Origin of the sequence: Marinobacter shunpengi (assembly GCF_045449695.1) — a bacterium.
In the GTDB taxonomy this organism is placed as follows: domain Bacteria; phylum Pseudomonadota; class Gammaproteobacteria; order Pseudomonadales; family Oleiphilaceae; genus Marinobacter.
This window is the reverse complement of sequence record NZ_JBJJKZ010000016.1, coordinates 1-22,676: the sequence shown is the minus strand read 5'-3', so window position 1 is coordinate 22,676 and position 22,676 is coordinate 1. Positions and strand designations below refer to the sequence as shown.

Annotated in this window: 22 protein-coding genes; 10 read left to right on the top strand and 12 right to left on the bottom strand. The window is 59.4% G+C overall.

Translation table 11 applies throughout. The annotated features are described in order from the left end of the window. Positions 1-2: 2 nt before the first annotated feature. Positions 3-926 (bottom strand): glycine betaine ABC transporter substrate-binding protein OsmF, encoded by a 924-nt coding sequence (osmF, locus tag ACJO2E_RS14705; protein ID WP_406964814.1) that lies wholly within the window; start codon positions 924-926, stop codon positions 3-5. 245 nt (positions 927-1,171) lie between these two features. Beyond that, on the bottom strand, positions 1,172-1,741 hold the full coding sequence (locus ACJO2E_RS14700; protein WP_406964813.1) for a hypothetical protein: 570 nt from the start codon (positions 1,739-1,741) through the stop codon (positions 1,172-1,174). Positions 1,742-2,152: 411 nt separating this feature from the next. On the opposite strand from ACJO2E_RS14700, the gene ACJO2E_RS14695 reads away from it, so the two are divergent. Next, positions 2,153-3,160 carry an alpha/beta hydrolase gene (locus ACJO2E_RS14695; RefSeq protein ID WP_406964812.1) on the top strand — a complete coding sequence of 336 codons (1,008 nt, stop codon included), beginning with the start codon at positions 2,153-2,155 and terminating at the stop codon, positions 3,158-3,160. 101 nt (positions 3,161-3,261) lie between these two features. On the opposite strand, the gene ACJO2E_RS14690 is transcribed toward ACJO2E_RS14695, so the two are convergent. Together ACJO2E_RS14690 and ACJO2E_RS14685 are read right to left on the bottom strand one after the other, a co-directional pair. Next, entirely contained in the window at positions 3,262-4,185 is a 924-nt protein-coding gene (locus tag ACJO2E_RS14690) for an alpha/beta fold hydrolase (RefSeq protein WP_406964811.1), read from the bottom strand. Positions 4,186-4,227: 42 nt separating this feature from the next. Next, positions 4,228-5,703 (bottom strand): flavin-containing monooxygenase, encoded by a 1,476-nt coding sequence (locus tag ACJO2E_RS14685; RefSeq protein ID WP_406964810.1) that lies wholly within the window; start codon positions 5,701-5,703, stop codon positions 4,228-4,230. Between the two features lie 83 nt (positions 5,704-5,786). Between ACJO2E_RS14685 and ACJO2E_RS14680 the strand changes: the two genes are divergently transcribed. After that, positions 5,787-6,395: a TetR/AcrR family transcriptional regulator gene (locus tag ACJO2E_RS14680; RefSeq protein ID WP_406964809.1), complete on the top strand. Its 609-nt coding sequence runs from the start codon at positions 5,787-5,789 to the stop codon at positions 6,393-6,395. Between the two features lie 248 nt (positions 6,396-6,643). On the opposite strand, the gene ACJO2E_RS14675 is transcribed toward ACJO2E_RS14680, so the two are convergent. Next, positions 6,644-7,012 carry a truncated hemoglobin gene (locus ACJO2E_RS14675; protein WP_406964808.1) on the bottom strand — a complete coding sequence of 123 codons (369 nt, stop codon included), beginning with the start codon at positions 7,010-7,012 and terminating at the stop codon, positions 6,644-6,646. 101 nt (positions 7,013-7,113) lie between these two features. Between ACJO2E_RS14675 and ACJO2E_RS14670 the strand changes: the two genes are divergently transcribed. Next, positions 7,114-9,159, top strand: a complete 2,046-nt coding sequence (locus ACJO2E_RS14670) for a tetratricopeptide repeat protein (protein ID WP_406964807.1) — start codon at positions 7,114-7,116, stop codon at positions 9,157-9,159. 44 nt (positions 9,160-9,203) lie between these two features. On the opposite strand, the gene ACJO2E_RS14665 is transcribed toward ACJO2E_RS14670, so the two are convergent. From ACJO2E_RS14665 to ACJO2E_RS14645, 5 genes are all read right to left on the bottom strand, one after another. Continuing rightward, positions 9,204-11,405 carry a lactonase family protein gene (locus tag ACJO2E_RS14665; RefSeq protein WP_406964806.1) on the bottom strand — a complete coding sequence of 734 codons (2,202 nt, stop codon included), beginning with the start codon at positions 11,403-11,405 and terminating at the stop codon, positions 9,204-9,206. A 154-nt stretch (positions 11,406-11,559) separates the two neighbouring features. Beyond that, entirely contained in the window at positions 11,560-12,540 is a 981-nt protein-coding gene (locus ACJO2E_RS14660; RefSeq protein ID WP_406964805.1) for a helix-turn-helix domain-containing protein, read from the bottom strand. A 167-nt stretch (positions 12,541-12,707) separates the two neighbouring features. Next, a complete protein-coding gene (locus tag ACJO2E_RS14655) occupies positions 12,708-13,382 on the bottom strand; it encodes a dihydrofolate reductase family protein (protein ID WP_406964804.1) in 675 nt (224 codons plus the stop codon). Between the two features lie 133 nt (positions 13,383-13,515). Beyond that, on the bottom strand, positions 13,516-14,547 hold the full coding sequence (locus ACJO2E_RS14650; protein WP_406964803.1) for an aldo/keto reductase: 1,032 nt from the start codon (positions 14,545-14,547) through the stop codon (positions 13,516-13,518). Continuing rightward, positions 14,547-15,767 carry an MFS transporter gene (locus tag ACJO2E_RS14645; protein ID WP_406964801.1) on the bottom strand — a complete coding sequence of 407 codons (1,221 nt, stop codon included), beginning with the start codon at positions 15,765-15,767 and terminating at the stop codon, positions 14,547-14,549. Before ACJO2E_RS14645 ends, ACJO2E_RS14650 begins: the two co-directional genes overlap by 1 nt. Before the next feature lie 109 nt (positions 15,768-15,876). Between ACJO2E_RS14645 and ACJO2E_RS14640 the strand changes: the two genes are divergently transcribed. Together ACJO2E_RS14640 and ACJO2E_RS14635 are read left to right on the top strand one after the other, a co-directional pair. Then, the gene (locus ACJO2E_RS14640) at positions 15,877-16,800 is read left to right on the top strand and encodes a LysR family transcriptional regulator (RefSeq protein ID WP_406964799.1); all 924 of its coding nucleotides are present in this window, start codon (positions 15,877-15,879) and stop codon (positions 16,798-16,800) included. 149 nt (positions 16,801-16,949) lie between these two features. Beyond that, positions 16,950-17,951, top strand: coding sequence for a fatty acid desaturase family protein (locus tag ACJO2E_RS14635; RefSeq protein ID WP_406964798.1), 1,002 nt, complete (start codon positions 16,950-16,952; stop codon positions 17,949-17,951). A 109-nt stretch (positions 17,952-18,060) separates the two neighbouring features. On the opposite strand, the gene ACJO2E_RS14630 is transcribed toward ACJO2E_RS14635, so the two are convergent. After that, on the bottom strand, positions 18,061-18,564 hold the full coding sequence (locus ACJO2E_RS14630; protein WP_406964797.1) for a 6,7-dimethyl-8-ribityllumazine synthase: 504 nt from the start codon (positions 18,562-18,564) through the stop codon (positions 18,061-18,063). A gap of 404 nt (positions 18,565-18,968) precedes the next feature. Between ACJO2E_RS14630 and ACJO2E_RS14625 the strand changes: the two genes are divergently transcribed. The 5 genes from ACJO2E_RS14625 to ACJO2E_RS14605 all read left to right on the top strand — a co-directional run bounded on the left by ACJO2E_RS14625 (position 18,969) and on the right by ACJO2E_RS14605 (position 21,945). After that, positions 18,969-19,553 (top strand): TetR/AcrR family transcriptional regulator, encoded by a 585-nt coding sequence (locus tag ACJO2E_RS14625; RefSeq protein ID WP_406964796.1) that lies wholly within the window; start codon positions 18,969-18,971, stop codon positions 19,551-19,553. Positions 19,554-19,672: 119 nt separating this feature from the next. Then, a complete protein-coding gene (locus tag ACJO2E_RS14620) occupies positions 19,673-20,113 on the top strand; it encodes a PaaI family thioesterase (protein WP_406964795.1) in 441 nt (146 codons plus the stop codon). Further along, positions 20,110-20,526: a PaaI family thioesterase gene (locus tag ACJO2E_RS14615; protein WP_406964794.1), complete on the top strand. Its 417-nt coding sequence runs from the start codon at positions 20,110-20,112 to the stop codon at positions 20,524-20,526. Before ACJO2E_RS14620 ends, ACJO2E_RS14615 begins: the two co-directional genes overlap by 4 nt. A gap of 355 nt (positions 20,527-20,881) precedes the next feature. Beyond that, a complete protein-coding gene (locus tag ACJO2E_RS14610; protein WP_406964793.1) occupies positions 20,882-21,373 on the top strand; it encodes a hypothetical protein in 492 nt (163 codons plus the stop codon). Then, a complete protein-coding gene (locus ACJO2E_RS14605; protein ID WP_406964792.1) occupies positions 21,370-21,945 on the top strand; it encodes a hypothetical protein in 576 nt (191 codons plus the stop codon). Before ACJO2E_RS14610 ends, ACJO2E_RS14605 begins: the two co-directional genes overlap by 4 nt. A gap of 74 nt (positions 21,946-22,019) precedes the next feature. On the opposite strand, the gene ACJO2E_RS14600 is transcribed toward ACJO2E_RS14605, so the two are convergent. Next, positions 22,020-22,676, bottom strand: a 657-nt coding sequence (locus ACJO2E_RS14600) for an NADH-quinone oxidoreductase subunit N (protein ID WP_406964791.1), incomplete at its 5' end; no start/stop codon positions are given.

Genomic DNA, 22,676 nt, shown 5'->3' with positions numbered 1-22,676 from the left:
CCTCAGTCCTGAGCCAGGGAATCCAGATAATCGCGGGCCACGGTTTTGGCGGGCACTCCGTTCACTGCTACCTGCCCGTTCAGGCGCTGGAGGGTTTCCAGGTCCAGGGATTCAAAGATAGGTGCCAGGACCTCACGAATCTCCGGGTAGGTCTCCAGCACCTCGGCGCGCACAATGGGTGCCGGCTGGTAGACCGGTTGTACCCCCAGGGTGTCCTCCATCACTTTCAGATCCAGGGCATCAAGGCCGCCATCGGTGCCGTAGGTCATGGCGCCGTTAACGTCGTTATCATTCAGCGCCGCGGCCCGCAGTGTCGCGGCGGTATTGCCACCGGAGAGGATCAGCAACTGGTCGGACCCCAGCGTGAAGCCGTAGGCCTCCTGGAAGGCGGGCAAGGCACTCTCGGATTCGACAAACTCGGCACTGGCCGCAAACCTGAAGGCGCCACCGTCATTGATATAGGTCGCCAGGTCTTCCAGGGTCTTCAGGTCGTTATCCCGCGCCAGATCCCCACGCACACTCATGGCCCAGGTATTGTTGGCCTCGGCGGGCGTCAGCCAGATGATGTTGTGCGCTTCCTTATCCAGGCTGGCGGCCTGCTGGTAGGCCTTGTCGGCGTCCTTCCAGATATCCCGGTCGGCCTGGTCATGGAAGAAGGCCGCGTTGCCGGTGTATTCCGGGTAGAGGTCGATCTCCCCGGCCTTGATGGCATTTCGCACAATGCTGGTACCGCCCAATTGCAGGCGGTTCTCCACCGGAATGCCGGCCTCTTCCAGGCTCTGAAGGATCATCTGGCCCAGCACGGCACCTTCTGTATCTATCTTGGACGACACTACCACCGGATCCGCGGCCATGGCCGGTGCGGTAATCAGCATAAGGATAACAGCCGCAGTGCGGCGTATGCGGGAGAGTGGGGACACGGCCATTCCTCTTGGTCGTTGGGGAATTTCGCGGTTTTTGTGTTGTCGCAAAACCGTAAGTGACTTTGACGACAGTTATTCTCAGTCTATTGGACGTCTGTACGAAGGCAAGGAGGAATTGGCTTGCCTTCGCGAGATTGCCCGTTCTGCCGACGATTGAAGTGCGCGGACCTGAAGGAAATCGTCGCCTGGCATGATGCCCGGGACGCTGGATCAAGCAATCAGGTCAGAACCGGTGGTGGGTTTTATCGTTAACCGCTTTTCTTTCTCACAGAGAAACGTCGCGCCCAGACGAGGCCGGCAAGTCCTGCTGCCAGCAGAGCCAGACTACCGGGCCCGCTGACCGGATAGGGGGAAATATGGGTTTCAAAGAAACCGCCCGAAAAGCCTACATAATGATCAAAATACGATATGTGTACGCCACCATCTGAAATGGACCAGTCAGGCGCTGAAAAGGTATACCCAAACTCGGTCATTGAAACGCCGTAATAGTCGTCGACAGCGAAGTACAGGCCACTGATGATAGCGCTTTCCACGACTCCTGACCTGGCGATGCCCCTGCTGGCCTCCTGCAAGGCCAGGGACGGATAGAAAAAGGTGTCAAATCGTTCGACAGGGGGGTGACCACTCTCGTCCCAGGCGATTGGCGAGGCCCAGTACGAACCTTTGCCATAATCATAGCCTTTGAGGTCAACCACCAACTTTGAACCGTCATCGAAAAAAGCGGTGTAGTTGTCGATAATGATCGCATTTGACGGCTGAGAGACCAGTACCAGCACCAGAAACGCGGTTACCGCGAAAGCCCGGTTCATGAAATCCATGACAATAATTCCTTGATCGATTTCAAAAAGAATTTGAATCCTGGTGTCAGCAACATTGAGACCAACAATTCAAAAGTCTTTTTGGTGAGGATGATGCAGGGTGACCTTCTGCTCTTTCAGATCAAGCTGTAAAGAAAATCGACGTTAGTGGCAGAACTCAGGAAGGCTCGTTGTTGACCATCATTCGCCACAGAGATGCCGCTCAATAAATCTGTGGGCAAGCCCTGCCACCCGTTGTTTTCCCTGTGGCCATGGCACTGGCCAACCTCCGGGTTTGGAGTCCTGTACCTAATGCTTGTTGATTTCATGGCACCCCCTGCTATATTCGATATCGAATATTAATAAAGAAAAACGAAAATAATCGAAAGCATTCGGCTCGGTAACGCTAACAACAATAACCGGAGAACGAAGATGCAAGGTACAGAATTTCCCAGGGGCAACAGCCTCGCTGGCAAGGGTTTCATGGCGGTCATCGGCGTAGTGCTGTCGGGAGGGATGGTAATGGCGGATGCCAGTGAATGGCGTGTGATGGAAGCCTCTGATGGTGCGGAGGTTCACTACCGGTACTGGGCGGCAGATTCCGACCCCCATGCCGTGGTGCAGGTGATTCATGGGGCAGCGGAGCATAGCGGGCGCTATGATCGTTTTGCCCAATTCCTGAATCAGCATGGTTATGCGGTGTATGCCACGGACCACCGTGGGCACGGCCGCACCCGGGTGCGCTCCGGGGAACTGGGGGATGCGGGCCCCGATGCCTGGAATCATTTTGTGAAGGACGAGATGCAACTGAGCACCATGATCCAGGGGGAACATCCCGATGCGGACCTGGTGCTGTTCGGTCACAGCATGGGATCGTTCATCGCGCAGGATTACACCACCCGGCAGCCGGGGTTGATCGACGGTCTGGTGCTATCCGGCACCGCCTATGGCCCGCCCCCGCCCCAGGACCTGCTGGTCGCCGTTGATGCGGCAGCCGAAGAGGCCCCCCTGGCGGACTCGCAGATCTGGGCCGGCATTTTTATGGACTTCAACAAACCGTTCAGTGATGAGCCCGGCTTTCAATGGCTGAGTCGTGATGAGGCCGAAGTCCAGAAATACGTGGACGATCCCCAGTCCGGGTTTGCGTTCAGCAACGATCTGGTAAAGGATTTCTTCCACGGTATGGCGGATCTGCGGGATCCCGCCCGGGAACAGGAGATTCCCGAGGACCTGCCTGTTCTGGTTATCCAGGGGGAGCTGGACCCGGTTGGCGCCAACCTGGAGGCCACCAACGCCCTGCTGGAGCGATACAAAGCGCTGGGACTGACCCGGATGGAACACCACTTCTATGACGATGCCCGCCATGAGCTGCTCAACGAAACCAACCGTGAGCAGGTGCAGGAGGATGTCCTGACCTGGCTCAATGAACTGACTCGCTGACCTGACCAGGGGGGCAGAAGTTGGTAGGGACGGTTGCCTGACACGGGCGCTGGGTACTGCACGAAAGACTCTGCTTGTTTCTTGGTGCAGTACGCAGTGGGCTAATCCGGACGGCCTCCCCTCTGCATCTGCCGCTCAATGAACGCGGCAGTGATATCCGGCTGGGTAATCGGCAGCATGTGGCCACCCTCAATCATCTCCAGCTCAACACCCGGCACCCGGTCGGCCATCGCCTGCCCCTGTTCCTTTGGATCCAGGATGCGGTCATCACAGCCATAAAGGATGCCGATGGGCAGCTCCAGATCGCCATAACGCTGCTGCATGGCAGGCAGGATGTCTTCCAGCGCGTGCATGTCCGATGATGCCGCAATGAAGTGGCTGGGGCGCACACTCAGGTAGCCTCCACCGCGCACGGCAAAGTCGTCGGGCACGTCTTCCGGCCCGAACACGATATCCAGCACCTGGTCGCTGCGCCGGACGGACAGCGGGGTTGCCAGTGTCCAGCCGGCCAGCTTGCGCAGCCAGGGTAGGCGGATGTTCAGCGCGGCAAAGGCCTCGGATGGGCTCTCCGGCAGATGCGTCAGTGGCGCAATCAGGGCCAGGCGGCTGACCTTGTCCGGGTGGCGCAGGGCAGTGGCCAGGGAGACGGCACCCCCCAGTGAATGCCCCACCAACATCGGTCTGTCGAGGTCAAGTGAGTCAATGACGCCGGCGACCACATCCGCCTGCACCGCCAGCGAGGCGGATGAGCGATCGGGGCGTACCGAGTAACCGCTGCCCGGCCGGTCAATGGCCACTACCCGATAACGGCGGGCCAGCTGGCCCATAACGCTGTAGCCGAAGTGCTGGGCCACGCCACTGAGGCCGTGGATGAGCAGGATGGTCTGCTCCCCGCTGCCCTGTTCGATGTAGTGGATGCGATTGCCCATGATGGTGACGAACCGACCCTCCGGCGGCATACCGAGTTCCACACGCTTGGCGATGAATAACGTGTAGAGAGACAGACCGATCACAAGGGTTAACATGACGATCAGTACAATACTGAACAGATAACTCACGATGGGGCCTTATTTGAACTGCAGGACGCCGTCGTCGATACGGCTGTACTGGATGGTGAGCTTGTCCTTCAGGTAATTCTGATGTACCTGCCAGGGTGCACGGTCGCCCTGCCTTGGCAGGATATCAGCGGCCCTCATCACATAGCCCGACGTGAAATCCAGGAACGGCCGGTCGCCCACCGTTGGATCCCGTCGCGGCACGGCCACGCGGTGGCCCTTGCGGTCCATGTAACGCAGCAGCCGACAGGTATAGTCGGAGGTCAGTTCTGCTTTGAGGGTCCAGGAGGCGTTGGTATACCCGAAGGTTACGATCATGTTGGGAATGTCGCTGAGCATCATGCCCTTGTAGGACATGCAGTCGCCAAAGGCGATTGGTTCACCATCCACCGTCAGCGTCACGTCGCCCAGGGCATTGAGCTTCAGGCCAGTGGCAGTCACGATGATGTCGGCTTCCAGCTCCTCCCCGGAGCTGAGCAGGATGCCCTTGGGGGTAAAGCGCTCGATGGTATCGGTCACCATGGACGCCCGCCTGGCCCGCAGGTTGTGGAACAGGTCTCCGTCCGGCACCGCGCACAGGCGCTGATCCCAGGGCTTGTAGCTGGGGGAGAAGTGCTTCATGTCGACGTCATTGCCCACCTGGGTCTGCGCCATGTGGATCAGCCGTTGTTTGAACATTTCCGGCTTTTTGCGGGCAATGCCATAGAAGAACGAGCCTAACAGCACGTTTTTCCAGCGAGTGGCCCGGTGGGCGAGTGGCAGGGGCAGCACGGTCTGCAGGGACTGGGCAATGCCATCGGTCTGCGGGCGGGACACCACGTAGCTGGGTGAACGCTGCAGCATGGTCACATGGGCCGCTTTCTCTGTCATGGCCGGCACCAGGGTGACGGCGGTGGCGCCGCTGCCGATGACCACCACACGCTTGCCGGTGTAATCGAGATCTTCCGGCCAGAACTGCGGGTGGATGATCTGCCCCTCGAACGCATCTTCTTCCGGGAAAGCAGGCCGATGACCTTCGTCATAGCTGTAGTAACCGGAGCAGGAGGACAGGAAGCGGGCCTTGTACTGCTCCTCGTGCTCGTGGCCGGCCTCGTCGGTGGCCATGGCGGTGACGGTCCACAACGCGTCCTCGCTGGACCAGCTGGCAGACACCACGCGGCGCTGGAAACGGATATTGTGGATGGCGCCGGACTCTTCGGCCAGCTCCTCGATATAGCGCTTGATGTCCGGGCCGTCGGCAATGGCCTTGCGTCCCGTCCAGGGTTTGTAGCTGTAGCTCAGGGTGTACATGTCCGAGTCGGAGCGGATGCCCGGGTAACGGAACAGGTCCCAGGTACCGCCAATGGCCCGGCGGCGCTCAAGGATGAGGTAGCGCTTGTCGGGGCACTGGTCTGTCAGGGCATGGGCGGCGCCAATTCCGGACAGGCCGGCACCAATGATCAGGACGTCCAGCGGTGAGGGTTGGAATTGTTCTTGTGTGCTGTTCATGTTGTTATCCCGTGAATGGGGCAATGGTGACAATCTAGATTGTCAGGTAGGATTTGGCAATCCCTGTTGTCAGAATGGTGCCCATGACTACGCCGACCAGTACCAGAAGACGATATCGTGGTGCCGATGTGGAGGAGCGCCGCGCAGAGCGCCGTCGCCTGCTGATTGATGCCGCCACCAGGGTATATGGCTGCAACGGCTACCGGCATTCCGGGGTCAAGCAGGTATGTGACGCGGCGGGGCTGACCCAGCGGTACTTCTACGAATCCTTCAACCACAGCGACGAGCTGCTGATCGCCTGCTACGAGCAGGCCGCCCAACGGGTGCGTGACCTCAACATGGCGGCTGCGGAAGCCGCCGGCAGTGACCCGCTGGAACGCAGCCGGGCAATGCTGCGCGCCTACTTCCAGTTCCTGAAGGACGAACCCAACCTGGCGCGCCTGATGCTGATCGACATCCGCGGCATCAGCCCCGAAGTCGACCGGGCCATCGAGCGCGCCCTCCACGCCAGCAGCAAAGACATGACCAGGGCCCTCGCCCAGCCCGGCCAGCACTTCGACGAAATGCTGCAGGCCGGCATACTCGGAGGCGTTATCCACATTGCCCTGTACTGGATGGAGAGCGGCTATGCACAGCCGGTGGAGGTGGTGACGGAAACGGCGATGAAGCTTGGGGTGTCGTTGCTGGAGTGATAGACCTGGGACAGGAGCGGAGAACGTAAAAACCGCAAGTGACGTTTAAGACAGTCATTATCTGTCTATCGGACGTCGGGCGAGCACGTGGGAACTGGCTCGCCTCCCCCATACCTTTTGCCCCTACGGAATGTCGACTATGATGATTGTGCCGGGATGAGTGTTGGAAACGGGAATGGGACTCCGGGGGACAACGCAACACCCCGTGCCCACTCCCGCCTGTGCTGCAAACGGACAAGCGCCGTTCCCTACTTGTGAATGATTTCGTCCTTCAGGGAATAGGCAATACCCAGGACTTCATCGCAGACCGGGCCCGGGTAGTCCATCTCGTTCATGGCCTGCATGATATCGTCGACCACGGCCACAAATTCGGCCGCACTGACGTTCATTCCGGTATGCGTCTCCAGCATTGACCGGCCCGTGTACTCCACGGGGCCGCCGGAACCGGCCGCGAGAAACTCCTTGACCTTTTCGCGGGCATGGTCCGTTGCCTCCTCGGTCAGGGCCCGGTACCTGGGGCCGGCAACGTTATTCTGGAGGTGCAGGTCGACAATGCGGTTTACAAGCTTGTCGATACCGGCTTGGCCGCCGAGTCTGTCATAAAGGGTTTCGCTCATGGCAGTTGCTCCTTTTCCTTGGGGGGTTGGACAGGTGCTCCGGGCACCTACCCTTATGGGCGTAACAATCCTTGTTACATTGGAACAGGGAGGGTTGAGTGATGGAGGATGCGGACCTTTCTCCGATACAGGCCGCGCTTGACGCCGGCGACTTCGCCGGGGCAAGGGACAGGCTCGCCGCTCTGTCCGTTGCGCCATCCGCCGAGCTGTTGGAGCTGCGGGCCCAGGCGGCCTACGGGAGCGGCGACCTGGAAGGCACGCTGACCGCGTATGGTGAGCTCTACCGCTTTCACCTGGATGGGGGCGACACCCACGCGGCGGCGTTTGCCGCGGTTATGGTGGGCATGTACCTGATGATGGATACCGGGTTGATGGCCACCGTACGTGCCTGGCTGTCGCGGGCGGAACGCCTGGTGGATGATGCGCCTGACAGCCCGGTGTGGGCATGGCTCGCCGCCGTGCGGACCTACGAACGCCTGATGTGTGGCGATATGCCAGGCACTGGACAGTGGGCCCGGCGGGCCATGGATGAAGGGCACCGGCACGGTGTGGCACCGCCTGCCATTATCGGCCAGGTGGCCCTGGCAAGGGTTAGCATCTACAACGGCGACGTCGATGAAGGCCTGAGCTCGCTCGATGATGTCGCTGTGGAACTGAGCGCTGGTCATCTCGATCCCCTGACCGCCGGGCAGATGTGGTGCGAGGTGATCTGCGCGATGCAGTGGATCGGTCACCATGACCGCGCCGAGGAATGGACCGAAGCCATGGAGCGCTGGCGCCAGGGGGCCGCATTCGGGGGGCTCAATGGCCGCTGCCGGGTACACCGGGCGGAAATCATGCGGTTGCGGGGGCCTTGCGACGCCGCGGAGGAAGAGGCGCTGCAGGCCTGTGAGGAGCTGCGCCCCTGGATGCGGCGGGAATTCGGTTGGCCGCTGACCGAGCTGGGCAATGCACGGCTGCGCAAGGGCGATTTCGCTGGCGCCGAAGAAGCTTTCCTGGCAGCCCACCAGAACGCCTGGCTGCCGCAGCCCGGGCTCGCCCTACTCCGGTTGGCACAGGGACGGGTCGACGAAGCCGCCTCGATGATCGACACGGCGCTTGAGCACCCCTTCGATATCCCCTCCAAGGAACGCCCCCCCTCGGGCAGCCTCCAGCGGGCCCCCCTGCTTGAAGCCCAGGTGGTTATCGCGCTGGCGGCCGGCAAGGATGACGACGCTCGCGCCGCCGCCACCGAGCTGGCCGACATCGCCGGGAAATACCAAAGCCGCACATTTCAGAACTCCTCGCTGGCCGCATTGGGTCGACTGGCGCTCAGCGACGGTCGGGCGAACGACGCCATCCGGCTGCTCACCGAAGCCGTCATGGAGTGGGCCGAACTGCGAATGCCCTACGATGCCGCAAGCCTGCGTTTTGTGCTGGCTGCGGCGCACCGGCTCGCGGGCGACGAGCAGACAGCGGACATGGAGCTGGAGGCCGCCTGCCGGACGCTTGAGGATCTCAACGCAAAACCCTGGGCGGAACTGGCCCGCCAACAGGAACCATCGATATCGAAACAAGCGTCCACCGACACCAAGCATGGCGTCTTCCGTTGCGAGGGAGAGATGCGGACGGTGACTTTCGGCGGCGGCACCGTGCGCCTGAAAGACCTCAAGGGCATGCGTTACCTGGAACGGCTGCTGGCGGAGCCGGGGCGGGAGTTCCACGTGCTGGACCTGGTGGCGGTGGAACGCGGCGCCCTTCCTTCCAATACGACATCGGACGCGCCCCGTATGGCGGCGCAGTGTGGCCTGGAAGTGTTCGACTCAAAGGCCCGCGAGGCCTACCGGCAGCGGCTGGCGGAGGTGGAAGAGGACATCGAGGACGCCGAGAGCCAGAACGATTTCCGCCGCGCTGAACTCGCCCGTGCCGATCGCGAGTTTCTGGTGGACGAACTGCGCCGCGGCGTCGGCCTGAACCACCGGGCCCGGACCGTCGGCGACGGCGTGGAGCGGGCCCGCACCGGCGCGACCCGCTCGCTGCGCTACGCCCTTGACCGAATCGCCCGGCACCACCCCCGTCTGGGCGAACACCTGACACGGACCATACGGACCGGCACCTACTTCGCGTACGAGCCGGATCCCCGCGCTCCGTTGAAGTGGACGACGTGAGCGGGTCCGGGCAACAGGGTTGCCCGGACCCGGTAATCACTGTCCTACTCGGTGTAGCCGACGATGGATACATCAACAGGCAGGTTGCCAACGGCGATCGATTCCACCGCAGTGAGCGAGCCATCTCCGGCAACGTTGAAACGAGACACCATCTGATTGCCCTTCAAGGCGAGCAACAACTGCTGGCCGTTGGGGGCGAGACCCGGCCCGGCAGGTACCGAATCGGTTATAAGGCCGTCAAAGCCTGCTTCCTCACTGAGCCAGGCAATGGACTGTGCCACTTCATTCACGGCGTAAAGAGTATGGGCGGGGGACATCAGAAGATGAATACCGCCGTTTCCGGCCATGGTGCCCTCCGAAGCGAGTGAGCCGTCATCATCCACCAGAAATTTTTCCAGCCCATTGCCTGCGGTATACAGCGTCTGACCATCGGCGCTGACCGCAATGGCTCTGGCGTTGGCTATTGTCGGCTTGACATCCAGTTTGGTCAGGGAGCCGTCCAGAGTGTCAATTGCAAATGGCACAATCAGGGCTGGGTCATCGTTATTGACGGCCCAGAGGTAACGACCGGTGGGGTCAATGCTCAGGTCAACCGGATCAATGTGCCCCACGGGATACTGCTGGTATTCACTCAAGGCTCCATAACTATTGATGTTGTGGAGACTGACGGTGTTGTTGTGTTTGCTGATCACATAGAGAAAGTTACCGGAGGGGTGTACCGCCAGCGCTACGGGTTCAAGATCGGTTGCGACAGGAACATCAATGGCCACCAGTTCATCCTCCTCCTTGTCCACATGGATGGCAGTAGCGCGACGGAACTGGGATACCGTGTTGTCGTTGGTGTTGGCCACATAAAGATACTTGCCGGTGGGATGGGTGGCGATGGCGCTGGGGTTGTCACCGGTCAGAGGGTTGGTGTCTCCCAGCGCAGTCATCGTGCCGTCGTCGTCCATCAGGAACTGGCTGATATTGTCGTTACCGCTATTGACCACATAGGCGGCGGTGTTGTGGGCTGTCAGCGCCTCGCCCGTGGTGAACACCATATCGGTCGGGAAGCCATCCACTGGCAGACGGTTCGGGGTGGCAGGCGACAGGGTGCCATCTTCGCCGATGTCAAAGGTGAGTATGGCACCGGCGTTATGGTCTGCCAGATACATTCGGTCGCTGGTTGGGCTGGCCATCAGATTACCAGGAGATACGGCGCTATCCACGTCAATGGCATAGCCGGGCAGCGGTTCCAGAGTGCCATCGTCGGTGATGCCGAACTGCCAGACTTTGTCGTTGGTATTGTCTGAGACATAAAGAAACTGACCGCTGTTATCCAGCGATACTCCTTCAAGCTGCCCGACTTCAAAAATATTCTCCCCGCCATCGTCGGCCAGCCCCAGGAATTCGAGGCTGCCGCCCTCCTGAATGCGGTATTGGGACAGGGTGCCGTCAAGACGATTGATGGCGTAGAGGGTTTGTGTATCGGCATGAAGCGCCATTCGCCAGGGGCCATCACCGGCGGCAATGCTGTCTACATAGGTGAGTGAGCCATCGGACGCCACATCAAAGCGGCTGATGCTGTCCTGGGCATTGTCGGCTGCGTAAACCTGTTGGCCATTGCTGCCCATGGCCAGATCCACATAACCGGCCCCCAGATAATCCGGACCAACAAAATTGTTCGGCATTTCTTCCAGCTCACCATCGTCATCGAAGGTGAGCTGGTAAAGGCCCATATCATTATGGTCGGCGATATACAGTGACTGGCCGGAAGGATGTATCACCACATCCCTCAGGTCGTTTCCCAGTGGCAGGCTGTTCTTGCTTGTCAGTTGTCCGCGTGCGTCTAGCGTGTAATGGTAGGCGGCACCGCTCGACAGTACCAGGGTTTCGTCATGGCCTGGGCGCAGGGCAACGGAAACGGCACTCGAGTTGTTGGGGATCTTGTCGGCCAGCCGCATCATGCCGCTGTCGGCGTGCACCGCGTAGCTCGACAGGGATTGGTTATTGTAGGAAGTCACCAGCGCGTAACGTTCCACATTGCCAAGGGATGCAGGGGTGTCGTCACTGCTATCGTTTTCATCACTGCTATCGCTGGTGTTGCCGCCACTGCCGCCGTTATCACCGTTGTTATCGGTGTCAGTACCCGATGTGGTTGATCCGCCGCTACTGCTGCCCCCACACGCGGTCAGTTGCAGCGCCAATAGCAAGGCGCTGCCCAACAGAAGAATGCGTGAGAGTATTGTTGTCCTGTTATTCATACCGCTCTCCATAAATCCATCGTAAAAGGCGGGCGAGTCCCGCTGTCCTGGTTTGGTACGTACCGCTGATCAGGGTAAAGAAAGCCACAGCCGCATGGCTTGGAGGATGGGGTGGGACTATAAGCCCCTGGAAAAGGCGCCTGGAAGAAGAGAGTCAGAAAGCCTGCGAATGGCCCATGTCCGATTTCGCCTTTTCACGCATTTCTTTCGGCGTTATGGAGAAACGGCGGCGAAATGTCCGGTTGAACCAGGAAATATCGCCAAAGCCTGCTTCCAGTGCAATGGCGGTGATGGAGCGTCTGTCGTGGCAGGGAGAGGTCAACAGGGAGCATGCCAGGTCGAGCCTCATACCCAGGACATAGTCTGTGAAGTTGGTGTTTTCCCCATAGAAAAGATTACGAACAAAGCGCTTGCCAATACCATGTCGTCTGGCAATCCAGTCAATGGATAATGCGGGGTTTCCCAGGTTGGTGGCGATATCGGATTTGATGGCGGTAAGCCGGGCAGCACGACCGCCCCGCTGTTGGGCAAGTTCCGTTTCTTCTTTTGCTCCACTGAGCAGCAGGTTCAGCAGGTCGTACAGGTGTGAACTGATGCTCGCTTCCGTACTGGCTTCATAGTCAGCCTCCTCATGCAGCAAGGAGGCCACGTAAGTCCGGAGCAATCGGAGTTCGGGCGAGTTTTCGAGGCCATACCGCAATGCCCGGTCAAGCTTGCCGAGCCGGGGGGCCAGTCTCTCGCGTGGAACGGCAATCTCCAAGGTATGGCTGTTTTTTGCCGCGCTAATGAAAGCGGTTTTATCAGCGGCAAGCATGACAGCGTTACCGACATTGGCATCGGTATAAGAGCGGATACCGGCCTGCCCGGAGCACACCCTGCCTTTGAGCGTGAGGCCCAGCTTCAGCATATCGGCATCCCGCTCAGAAGCGCCGAGCAGACGGTTCACATAAGGTGATGACTTTGCCTCAAGCACACAAAGGCCGCCCGATAGCGGGCGAATATGCAAATCCACGAACGGCAGCGTCTCGCCAAGGGGCGCATAGTCCACTCGGGTAGAAGTGGCCTCGTAAAAAGCCTGGACCTCTTCCTTGAAAGCCGATGCGGGCTTGCCTTTTGCCGAAAACCTCAGGACCATAAACCCTCCTCCATTCAGGCATATGGAATAATATCTGGCTCGGCTGATTGCCGGACTACTATTGTGTCAGGGGCAGATGGTGCATTTTATCACGGTACCTTGAGCCTCGCCCCCGGTTAGAGTGGACGACGTGAGCGAGCTCATGCTTTTCCTGAGGGTGACTGCCCCTATTCTCCGTCCTCCCGCTGCATCTTCTCACGCCGAGCCAGTTCCGCCGGCGTGGGAGGATCCATGGCAAAGTCGCCGGTTGCCACCGCGCCGTCCCGCACATAATGCGCGATCACAACACCGTTGGGCGACACCCGACTGGTGGTAAGCCTGAACTCCGTCGCCTTCGCGCCATCATCAAACAGTTTCTTGCCCGCTCCGAGCACCACCGGAAACATGAACAGGTTGATCTCGTCGACAAGACCACTCGCAAGCAGCGTATGGATCAGGTCAGTGCTGCCCTGTGTGACCAGTGCCGGCCCATCCTCCTGCTTCAGCCTGGCAACGTCCGATGCCGCATCCCGGAGGGCCACCGAGCCCTTCCAGGTCAGCTCCCGCCCCTTCCGGGTTGCAACGTACTTGTTGATGGAATTGAAGGCTCTGGCGATGGAATCATCCGGCCCACCCTCGGCATATGGCCAGTGCGCCGCAAAGATCTCATACGTCTTCCGTCCGAGCAGCAGGTCGAATGGCGGACTGAACAGCCTGTCGATCTCCTCGCCGAACACCTCATCCACCATCGGCGCCACCCAGCCGCCGTAGCTGAAACCGCCTGTCGGGTCTTCCTGGGGGCCGCCGGGTGCCTGCATAACGCCATCCAGTGAAACCATGGCACCGACAATCACTTTTCTCATGGGCTTATCCTCCTGAATCATTGCTTACACCCTGTAGTCGCATGGAGCGCTGCCTGATCGACAGGGTGCCAGGTGTCAGTTGAATGTGATTGTCCCTATCCTGGACCTGACGGAAGCCATGGAATTCGAAGAGTCATACCGGTGGCGGATTGCGTTCGGCGAACTGGCCGTTCCAGTAGGGATAGTAGGGATAGGGCGGGGTTACTGCACTCGCCACGTCCAGACGTGCGACCTGGGATTCGTCAAGCGACCAGCCGACCGCGCCGAGATTCTGCTTTAACTGGGTTTCATCCCGTGCACCAATCAGAACCGACGACACGGTCGGACGTCGCAGCAACCAGTTAATCGCCACCTGTGGCACGGTCTTGCCGACTTCTTCGGCGATCTCGAAAAGTACGTCCAGCACCCGATAGAGTCGTTCGTTCGGTACCGGCGGCGCGAATCCTTCGGTCTCGTGAAGACGGCTGCCGGCGGGTAGCGGCTGGTCACGACGGATCCTGCCGGTCAGGCGGCCCCAGCCCAGTGGGCTCCACACCAGGGCGCCCAGGCCCTGATCCTGCCCCAGCGGCATCAGTTCCCACTCGTAATCCCTGCCCACCAGGGAGTAGTACGTCTGGTTCGCCACGAAGCGCGCATAGCCATAACGCTCCGCGACGCTCTGGGACTTCATCAGCTGCCAGCCAGAGAAATTGGAAGCCCCCAGGTAGCGTACCTTGCCGGCCCGCACCAGATCATCCAGGGCCGACATGACGTCTTCCACCGGCGTCATGGCGTCGAAATGATGCAGCTGCAGCACATCGATATAGTCTGTTCCCAACCGCTTCAGCGCCCGCTCGGTGGCGCGGATCAGGTGATGGCGGGAACTGCCGGCGTCGTTGACGTCCTCTCCGCTGCGCAGCGACATTTTGGTGGACACAATCACCCGGTCGCGGCGGCCTTTGATCGCCTCGCCAAGAATCGTCTCCGAGGCGCCGTCGGAATAGACATCCGCAGAATCGAACAGATTGACGCCAGCGTCCAGGCAGATGTCGATAAGCCGCTTCGCTTGCGCCACGTCGGTATTGCCCCAGGCGCTGAACAGCGGCCCCTTACCACCAAAGGTGCCGGCCCCGAAGCCCAGTGCCGGCACTTTGAAACCGGACCGTCCCAGATAACGATATTCCATCACACTTGCTCCTGGTCGCAGACAAGTGGCGGGAGGGGCCGCATGGCCTCGCCCCGCTCTCGCTTGATGGCCCAGGCGGCCACTGCCAGCCCGGTCAGAGTCACCAGGGCGGCGGCGCCGGGCACTGCGGTAAAGCCGCCACCCTGCTCGATCACCACACCGCCCAATCCGGCGCCCAGGGCGTTGCCCAGGTTGAACGCCCCGATATTGAAGCTCGACGCCAGGCTGGCTGCGCCCGTTGCCCGGTTCAGTACCCACAGCTGCAAAGGCGCCACCGTGGCAAAGCTGGCTACACCCAACAGACCCACGAAGGCTACCGTCGCCCATTGATGGCCGAGCGCGAAAGCGAACAGTCCGAGGACCGCGGCCAGACCCGCGAGGGTGATCAGCAGAGCCGGCGCCAGCCCCCGGTCGGCAAGACGGCCGCCGAGCAGGTTCCCTGTGATCATGCCGACCCCGAACACCAGCAGGATCAGCGACACTGCATCCTGGGAGAAGCCGGCGATGCTGGTCAGGATCGGCTGGATATAGGTGAACACGGTGAACACCCCGGCGAAGCCGAGCACCGTCATCAGCAGCCCCAACAGCACTGTCGGTCGGCCGATCACCGCCAGACTGTCGCGCCAGCCCGTTTCTTCGCCGCCGCCACTATCGCGGGGCACCATGAGAGCGATCACCAGGGTCGCCAGCACACCCACGCCAGTGACCGCCCAGAAAGTGGCACGCCAGCCGTATTCGTGCCCCAGCCAGGCGCCGGCGGGCACACCCAGCAGCGTCGCCACGGTCATGCCGGTGAACATGATGGCAATGGCGCCGGCCCGCTTGTCCGGCGCCACCAGGCCGGTGGCGACCACCGAGCCAACACCGAAAAAGGTGCCGTGCGCCAGGGAGGTCGCTACCCGGGCGGCCATCAGCATGGGATAGTTCAGCGCCAACGCGCAGGCCAGATTACCCAGCGTAAAAATAACCATCAGCGCCACCAGCACCGTCTTACGCGGCCAGCGGGCGCTGGCGATGGTGAGCAGCGGCGCGCCCACGAACACGCCCAGGGCGTAGCCGGAGATCAGCAGGCCGGCGCGGCCGATGCTCACGTTCAGGTCAGCGGCCACTTGTTCCAGCACACCCATGATCACGAATTCGGTGGTGCCGATGCCGAAGGCACCGACGGTCAGCGCATACAGCGCCCAAGGCACGGGGCGCGAAGAGGTTGAAGCAGTCATCGTAACGTCCATCAGAGATTGATGACCCGCATACTAGGCCCGGCGTGGTCTCCATGATACCTTTAGTATCTTCAATCACTTTCAAGGTTTCATTGATAATGTGCCCGCCATGGACCGTCTGAGCGATATCGCCCTGTTTCTGCGCGTGGTGGATCTGGGATCCATCAGCGCCGCCGCCCGCAGCCTTGATCTGTCGGTGGCGGTTGCCAGCCAGCGCCTGCAGCGCCTTGAAAAGGGCCTCAACGTACGGCTGCTGCACCGTACCACCCGGCGCCTGCACCCGACCCCGGAAGGCCTGGCACTGGCGGAACAGGGCCGCGACCTTGTAGAGGGCCTGGAAGCGCTCACCCAGGACCTGCGCGGCAGCGCCGAAAACGTCACCGGCACCCTGCGTGTCACCATGCCCCACTCCTTTGGGCGGCAGTACATCTCGCCATTGCTGCCGGACTTCCTGAACCGCTATCCCCGGCTCGATGTACACGTTAGCCTCACCGACCAGGTAGTGGATCTGGTTGGTGAAGGCTATGACCTGGGCATTCGTATCGGTGTTCTGGAGGATTCCAGCCTGGTGGCCCGGCGCCTGGCCGACGACCGGCGGGTGTTGTGCGCCGCCCCCGGCTACCTGGAACGCCACGGCACCCCGCAACGTCCCGCCAACCTCGCTGACCACCAATGCCTGGTGCTCTCCAGCAGCCGACGGCGGCAGGACGTCTGGCACCTCACCGACGACCAGGGGCAAAGCGAGGCGGTACAGGTAGGCGGTCGCATACGCAGCAATCAGGGCGAAATGCTCACCGAGGCGGTGCTCGGTGGTCTGGGTATCGCCCAGCACTCGGTGTGGCATATCCACGAGCACCTGAGCAGCGGTCGACTGAGCGTGGTGCTGCCGGACTACCGGCTAATGGAAACCGGCATCCACGCGGTGATGCCCCAGCGGCGGCTGGTGCCGCCTCGGGTGCGGGCGTTCGTGGCGTTTCTGGAAGAGCGGCTCGCTGAGCATCCGGTCTGGGCGTTGCAGGTGGGAAACCAGTAAGTAGTACCGGATAGTCACCAGACGACACTTGGCTACTCCCGGGCACGTCCGCCCTCGGTCGTTGGAATTACCTGCCAAAAGATCTCATTATAGGAAACAGGGAGGGACAGGCCATGCACCAGGATAATGTTCCGTTATCGGATAACAGCTTGCCTGAGCACAGTGAAGGTATCCGGGTAGGCCGGGAACTGCTTGAGGCTACAAGACCCTATGTTGAGGAGTCTGCTGCCACAAGCTGGTGGCATGTCTGCTCTACCTTTGCATTGATGATCGCCGCCCTGACATTGGCCGGAATGATTCCGTGGTGGCCCCTCAGAGCGGTGTTCTCGGTGCTGGGCGCCCTGCTGATGGTTCGCGCCTTCATCACCTTTCACGACTACCTGCACGGCGCGATTCTCAAGGATTCGCGGATTGCCTACTGGCTCTTCCATGCCTACGGCGCCCTGGCCCTGGCGCCAACACGCTCCTGGCGCGCCAGTCACAATTATCACCACGGCCATGTGGGACAGATTACGGATGCCACCGTGGGGGCTTTTCCTCTGATCACCGCCCGCATGTGGCGGGACGCAACGTGGTGGCAGCGTTTCACTTATCGCGCGCAGCGCAATCCACTGGTGGTGGTGTTCAGTTACCCGGTTGTTTTCGGTATTAACATCACGCTGCTGCCCCTCCTGAAGAACCCACGCAAACATCTCGACTCGCTGACTGCGCTGCTCAGTCATTTCGGTTTGATCGCCGTGCTTTTGGGAGTTGGCGGGTTCAGCCTGGCTTTCTTTGTCGTTCTGCTCCCCATGGCCCTCGCCTCCGCAATGGGGTCTTACCTGTTTTTTGCCCAGCACAGTTTCCGGCGCATGCAGATTGCCTCGCCCGAAGCCTGGAGCTACTACCGGGGGGCTCTGGAATCATCAAGCTACATGCGTATGAACCGGGTTATGCAGTGGTTTACCGGCAATATCGGCTACCACCATATTCACCATCTCAACGTTCGAATTCCCTTCTACCGCCTTCCCGAAGCGATGGCGGCCATTCCTGAACTGCAATCACCGCTGACGACCACCCTTGCACCCGGGGACATTGCCGACTGCTTCCGGTACGCCCTCTGGGATGAAGACAAACAGCGAATGGTGTCCTATCGGGAGGCCCTCGGTTGAGTCTCCGCCTGGGACCTGCTGGTTAATCAGGGACATATTTAACGGAAATTTCAGGCCCCTCGGGGGAGTTGTGGAAATCAATACATCTCGCAACCTCTACAGTCACTTCTTAAACGCAGCTATCTGCAACCTTTTCCAGGCTCGCAACAGTTTCCAGGCAAGCGCGAGCCACTTCTTTCCCCTTTCCTATGAAGTGTTGAGCAAAAAAATCAACATGGTCTTCGTGTTCATGAAAATTATGGTGCGTAAGCGCAGAAGAAAAAACTGGGATATCTGATGTCAACTGTACTTGCATAAGACCATCTATAACGGCCGAAGAAACAAAGTCATGACGATAAATGCCACCATTGGTGATAAGGCCACAAGCAATAATAGCCCTGTATTTTCCTGATTGAGCCAGAATTTTAGCGTGGAACGGGAGTTCAAATGCACCAGGAACTTCAAATGTATCGACTTCAGTATCTGAAATTTCTTCTTGAGCAAAATGAGATTTTATTGCTTGCACGGAATTATCAACAATCGCCTTGTGCCAGCTTGAGGACACGATCGCGATTCTCAAAATTTTTGTAGCTCTTGGATTTTGATAACTTAATGTTGCAGCAGGCTGATTCATAATTTCCTCATGAAAGAAGAGTTAGTGAATCAGAGCGAACGCGTATGCAACAACTCTATCTAGGATAAGGGTTGTGTATGCACGATCTCTTTCATCCGGACTATGACCGTCGGCTCTGGATTTTGACCAGATCTGCTGACCCCAAGTATTACTTGGGCGCTCGTGGGCTTCTGTTATAAACAGATAGACATAGCAACTACTGACCCGGTAACCATCGAGACACAGCATTTGAGAGTGTCGATCCTCGCGCCCCAATGCCTGTTCCAGTTACTCTGTCGCAAGCTTAGCCCAATCCCGGTTTGGTTAGTCCAGCTTCGGATTGTTTGGCCCATTTCGCGACCAGAACTCCTGTTTGCGTATAGACTGTTGCAGCCTTCGATTCCTTTCGGCCCAGGATTAGACGTATGCCCGCAAGCTCCGTTCACCGCCTCAACATCGTGCGCGCAGCTGCAAAGCTGTTTCGCAAGAATGGTTATTCGAAAACCGGTCTGAACGAGATCCTTGCTGAAAGCAAGGCGCCAAAGGGTTCCCTTTACTACTACTTCCCGCAGGGCAAGGAACAGTTGGGCGAGGAAGCCTTGCGGCTTTCTGCCCGGATGGCGGTCGACACTCTGGAACAACTTCGCCGGGAAAACCCCACCGCAGCGTCTCTGCTACGGGCCTTCGCAGCGCTTCTGGCAGAATGGATGGAGCGGTCTGCATTCCGTGATGGCTGCCCGATGGCGACGACCATACTGGAAACCGTGCCGCAGTCCGCAGCGCTAAGCCTCGCGGCACGGGAAGGGTTCGCGGCCTGGCGAGGGATATTCGAAGACATGTTGCGCAGCGACGGCGCAAAACCAGACGACGCGTTTCGCCTGGCCAATCTGGCAATAGCTGTACTGGAGGGCTCCCTGATCCAGGCCAGGGTAGCGCAAGATTGCAGTCCCATTATCGAGTCCGCCGAAGAAATCGCTGCCCTGATGAGCCTTCGCTCGAACCGCCCCTGACACCTGGAAAACCGCCTGCCCGGTTTCGTCACCATTGCGTGTAGCCCTGAATCTTGATAATTATAATGACTGGTCTACATAAGACGCAATGACGACTTCAAGTGACAGAAGGTGACTCCATGGACAGCAACAAGACAGTGCCTGCCGGATTTTCCCGTCATGACCGCCGTAGTGGCCTGACCGATCCCTGGGAGCCGCTGTTTGCAGCGACCACGGACCGGACCTTCAATCTGGGGCTCTACGCCGACACACCCCATGTGAATAGCCGGGGCTTCGTGCATGGAGGTCTTCTCTCCGCACTGGCGGACAACGCGATGGGGCTGAGCTGCGCCCGGCAGATAGACAATGTTGGCGGGCTGGTAACGGTCAATCTGAGTATCGATTACCTGGGAACCGCGCGCAAAGGCGAATGGCTGGAAATAAGAGCTGAGCCTTCACGCATCGGACAATCGCTCTGTTTCGCCGAGGCAAGGATTCTGTCTCACGGCACACTCTGCGCGACGGCAAAAGCGGTATTCAAGGTTTCGCTACTCAATAGCAACAAGGAGAAACAGGTATGAACGATACAGATGACCTGCTTGGCAGGATCCGGAACATATCCCGTCTCGCAGAATTCAATCAATGGCTGGCTCTTGAAGTAACCTCGGCTACTCCGGGGGAAGTAGAGCTCCAACTGCAGTGGAAAAAAGAGCTCGGACAATACAACGGCTTTCTGCATGCCGGTATCCAGGGAGCATTGATCGATACCGCGTGCGGCTTTGCCGCCGTCACACTCAGCGGGAATGTCCTGGCGTCCCAGTTTACCGTGCGCTGCCTGCGCCCGGCGGAAGGGCAGAGCTTCAGGGTGGTCGCACGCGTGGTCAAACCGGGGCGCCAGCAGGTATTCAGCACAGCGGAGCTTTATGCGACCAACGACGGTGTGGAAAAACTCGTTGCTACAGGCGATACGCTACTGGTGCCCGTACAGGCCTGAGTCAAAGGCTCTTCCGGAACGCCCGGGGACTTACTTGTGTTGCACGAACATCACCGCAAAGCCCCGCGCATCCAGTTGTTGCTTCAATAGACCCATTTCGAGGCTCTGGTACCTTGTCCGATGCGAGAAATTTCAGGCTTCTTTCGGGAGTGTCTGTCCATGTGATGTGGCTGGCGGATGCCACGGAATTCGAAGTCCGATATCAGGACAACCGTAGAGCCCATCTGGACCGACGACGATTGGCGGCCAGTAACGCCGTGCCTGACGTCACTTTTCGACCAGTATCCGTATGCTACTATCGGTAAATCAGGTAAAAAAGGAATGAACCAACACCTCAGCGACAAGGAATGTAGCCATGACAGCATGGATTATTGCCTCAAACGATCTGCAGAAATTCCATTCGTTTCGACCAGAAAAGAACGAATTCACCATCCGTCGAGCTTCCTACCTGCCCGTTGAGGGAATTGGGGTCAACGGTACTTTCTTTATCAGGGGATGGGTTGCTGTTCGGGGAAACAATCTCTTCGTAAGCGCTTCCGGTTATTCCGCGCCCATGGAGCTGGCGGCGAACAGTGGTGCCTTCAATTTTTACGGCAACGTTACGCTGCTTCGCGATGGCGAGACTCTGATCAAGAGATCCCTCGAGATGGGGGCAAACGAACTTTGGGCCGACGACGAATACTCGCCCATCGGATCCGCCTCTTTCATGATCCCGCCAAGCCATGATCCTTCAGCCTACTCTGTAAGGATTGAGGCCAGCTACACCTTCTCTTCCTCAAGTGGTTCAGCCGTTCCCATGCCTCAGTTCGCCCGTACTGTCATCCAATTGATGGGGGTGGAACGATGAGAAAGCAGCTTTTGTTTGTGACCATGCTGCTAGCTATTGCCAGTTGCGGGTCCCATGCGAACCAGACTCCAGCGGAACTGAACTCAGAAGCCCTGGAGATCATGCAGGCGGGGGCCGATCAGGGCGAGTTACAGCAGGTTCTGGAACTCACCAGTCAGGCCATCGAGAAAGACAAGGATTTCCTGCCAGCGCGGAATACTCGGGTGAACGCGTTGCTGCAATTGGGCGATATGGACCGTGTGGTCCAGGAAGCTGAGGCCATTGCTTCGATCAATAACACTCCCGGGAACCAGTTGTATGTCTGCATGGCTCGTGAAGTTGCGAATGCAGGCTATCCGGGGCAACAGTCCTGTTATTCAGGGGTTATCGATCTAATGGAAGAGAACGGGCGTTCCGCTGACGCCGATGCCAACTACCTGATGGCCATGAAGCTGGCCAATCACCCGGACTTCGAGTCCCATGTCTGGCAGTACATCGAAAAGCAGGAGTCAGAGTCTGCCAGACAGGTGGCAGAGTACCTGTTTATCGAAAGTAGCCGGGAGGAAGTGCTCCATTCCTATTTCTCACTGTAAGTTTGTTGTCGAGTGTTCGGCATCGCCGTGCGCCCATTAAGGGCGCTAACTTAAACCCCGGACAACCCCACAACTCAATCAATAACCGGCGCCGGATAAACCCCAATCACCAGAATCAGCACCGCCACAACCAGCAGAGTCAGCCCCCCAACCCTACTCCCCCAGTCATTGGTTGCATCCCGACGACGCATCCCAGGCTCCGGCAGGTACAGGGTCACCATCACCCGCAGGTAATAGAACAGCCCGATGGCGCTACCGGCGACGATGCCGCCCACCAGCCACCACTGGCTGTCCGCCACACCCAGTGCAATCACGTAGAACTTGCCGATAAAGCCGGCGGTCAGGGGAATGCCGGCCAGGGACAGGAAGCTGACGGTCATCACCGCTGCCAGCCAGGGGCGGCGCCAGAACAGGCCGCGGTAGTGGTGCAGGCCGGCGGCGTCTTCGCCGCCGAAGGGGCTGGAAACCTGGGTGACGACGCCGAAAGCGGCTAGGGTGGTGACCAGGTAGGTGATCAGGTAGACGCCGGTGGTTTCCATTGCCATGGTGCCGCCCACCACGATCGCCACCATCAGGTAGCCGAAGTGGGCGATGGAGGAGTAGCCCAGCAGGCGTTTCAGGTTGGGCTGGAACAGGGCCAGCAGGTTACCGCCGAGCATGGTAATCAGTGCCAGAAGGGTGATCAGGGTGTGTAACCACTCACTTTCGAAGATGGGCGCGGTCATCACCAG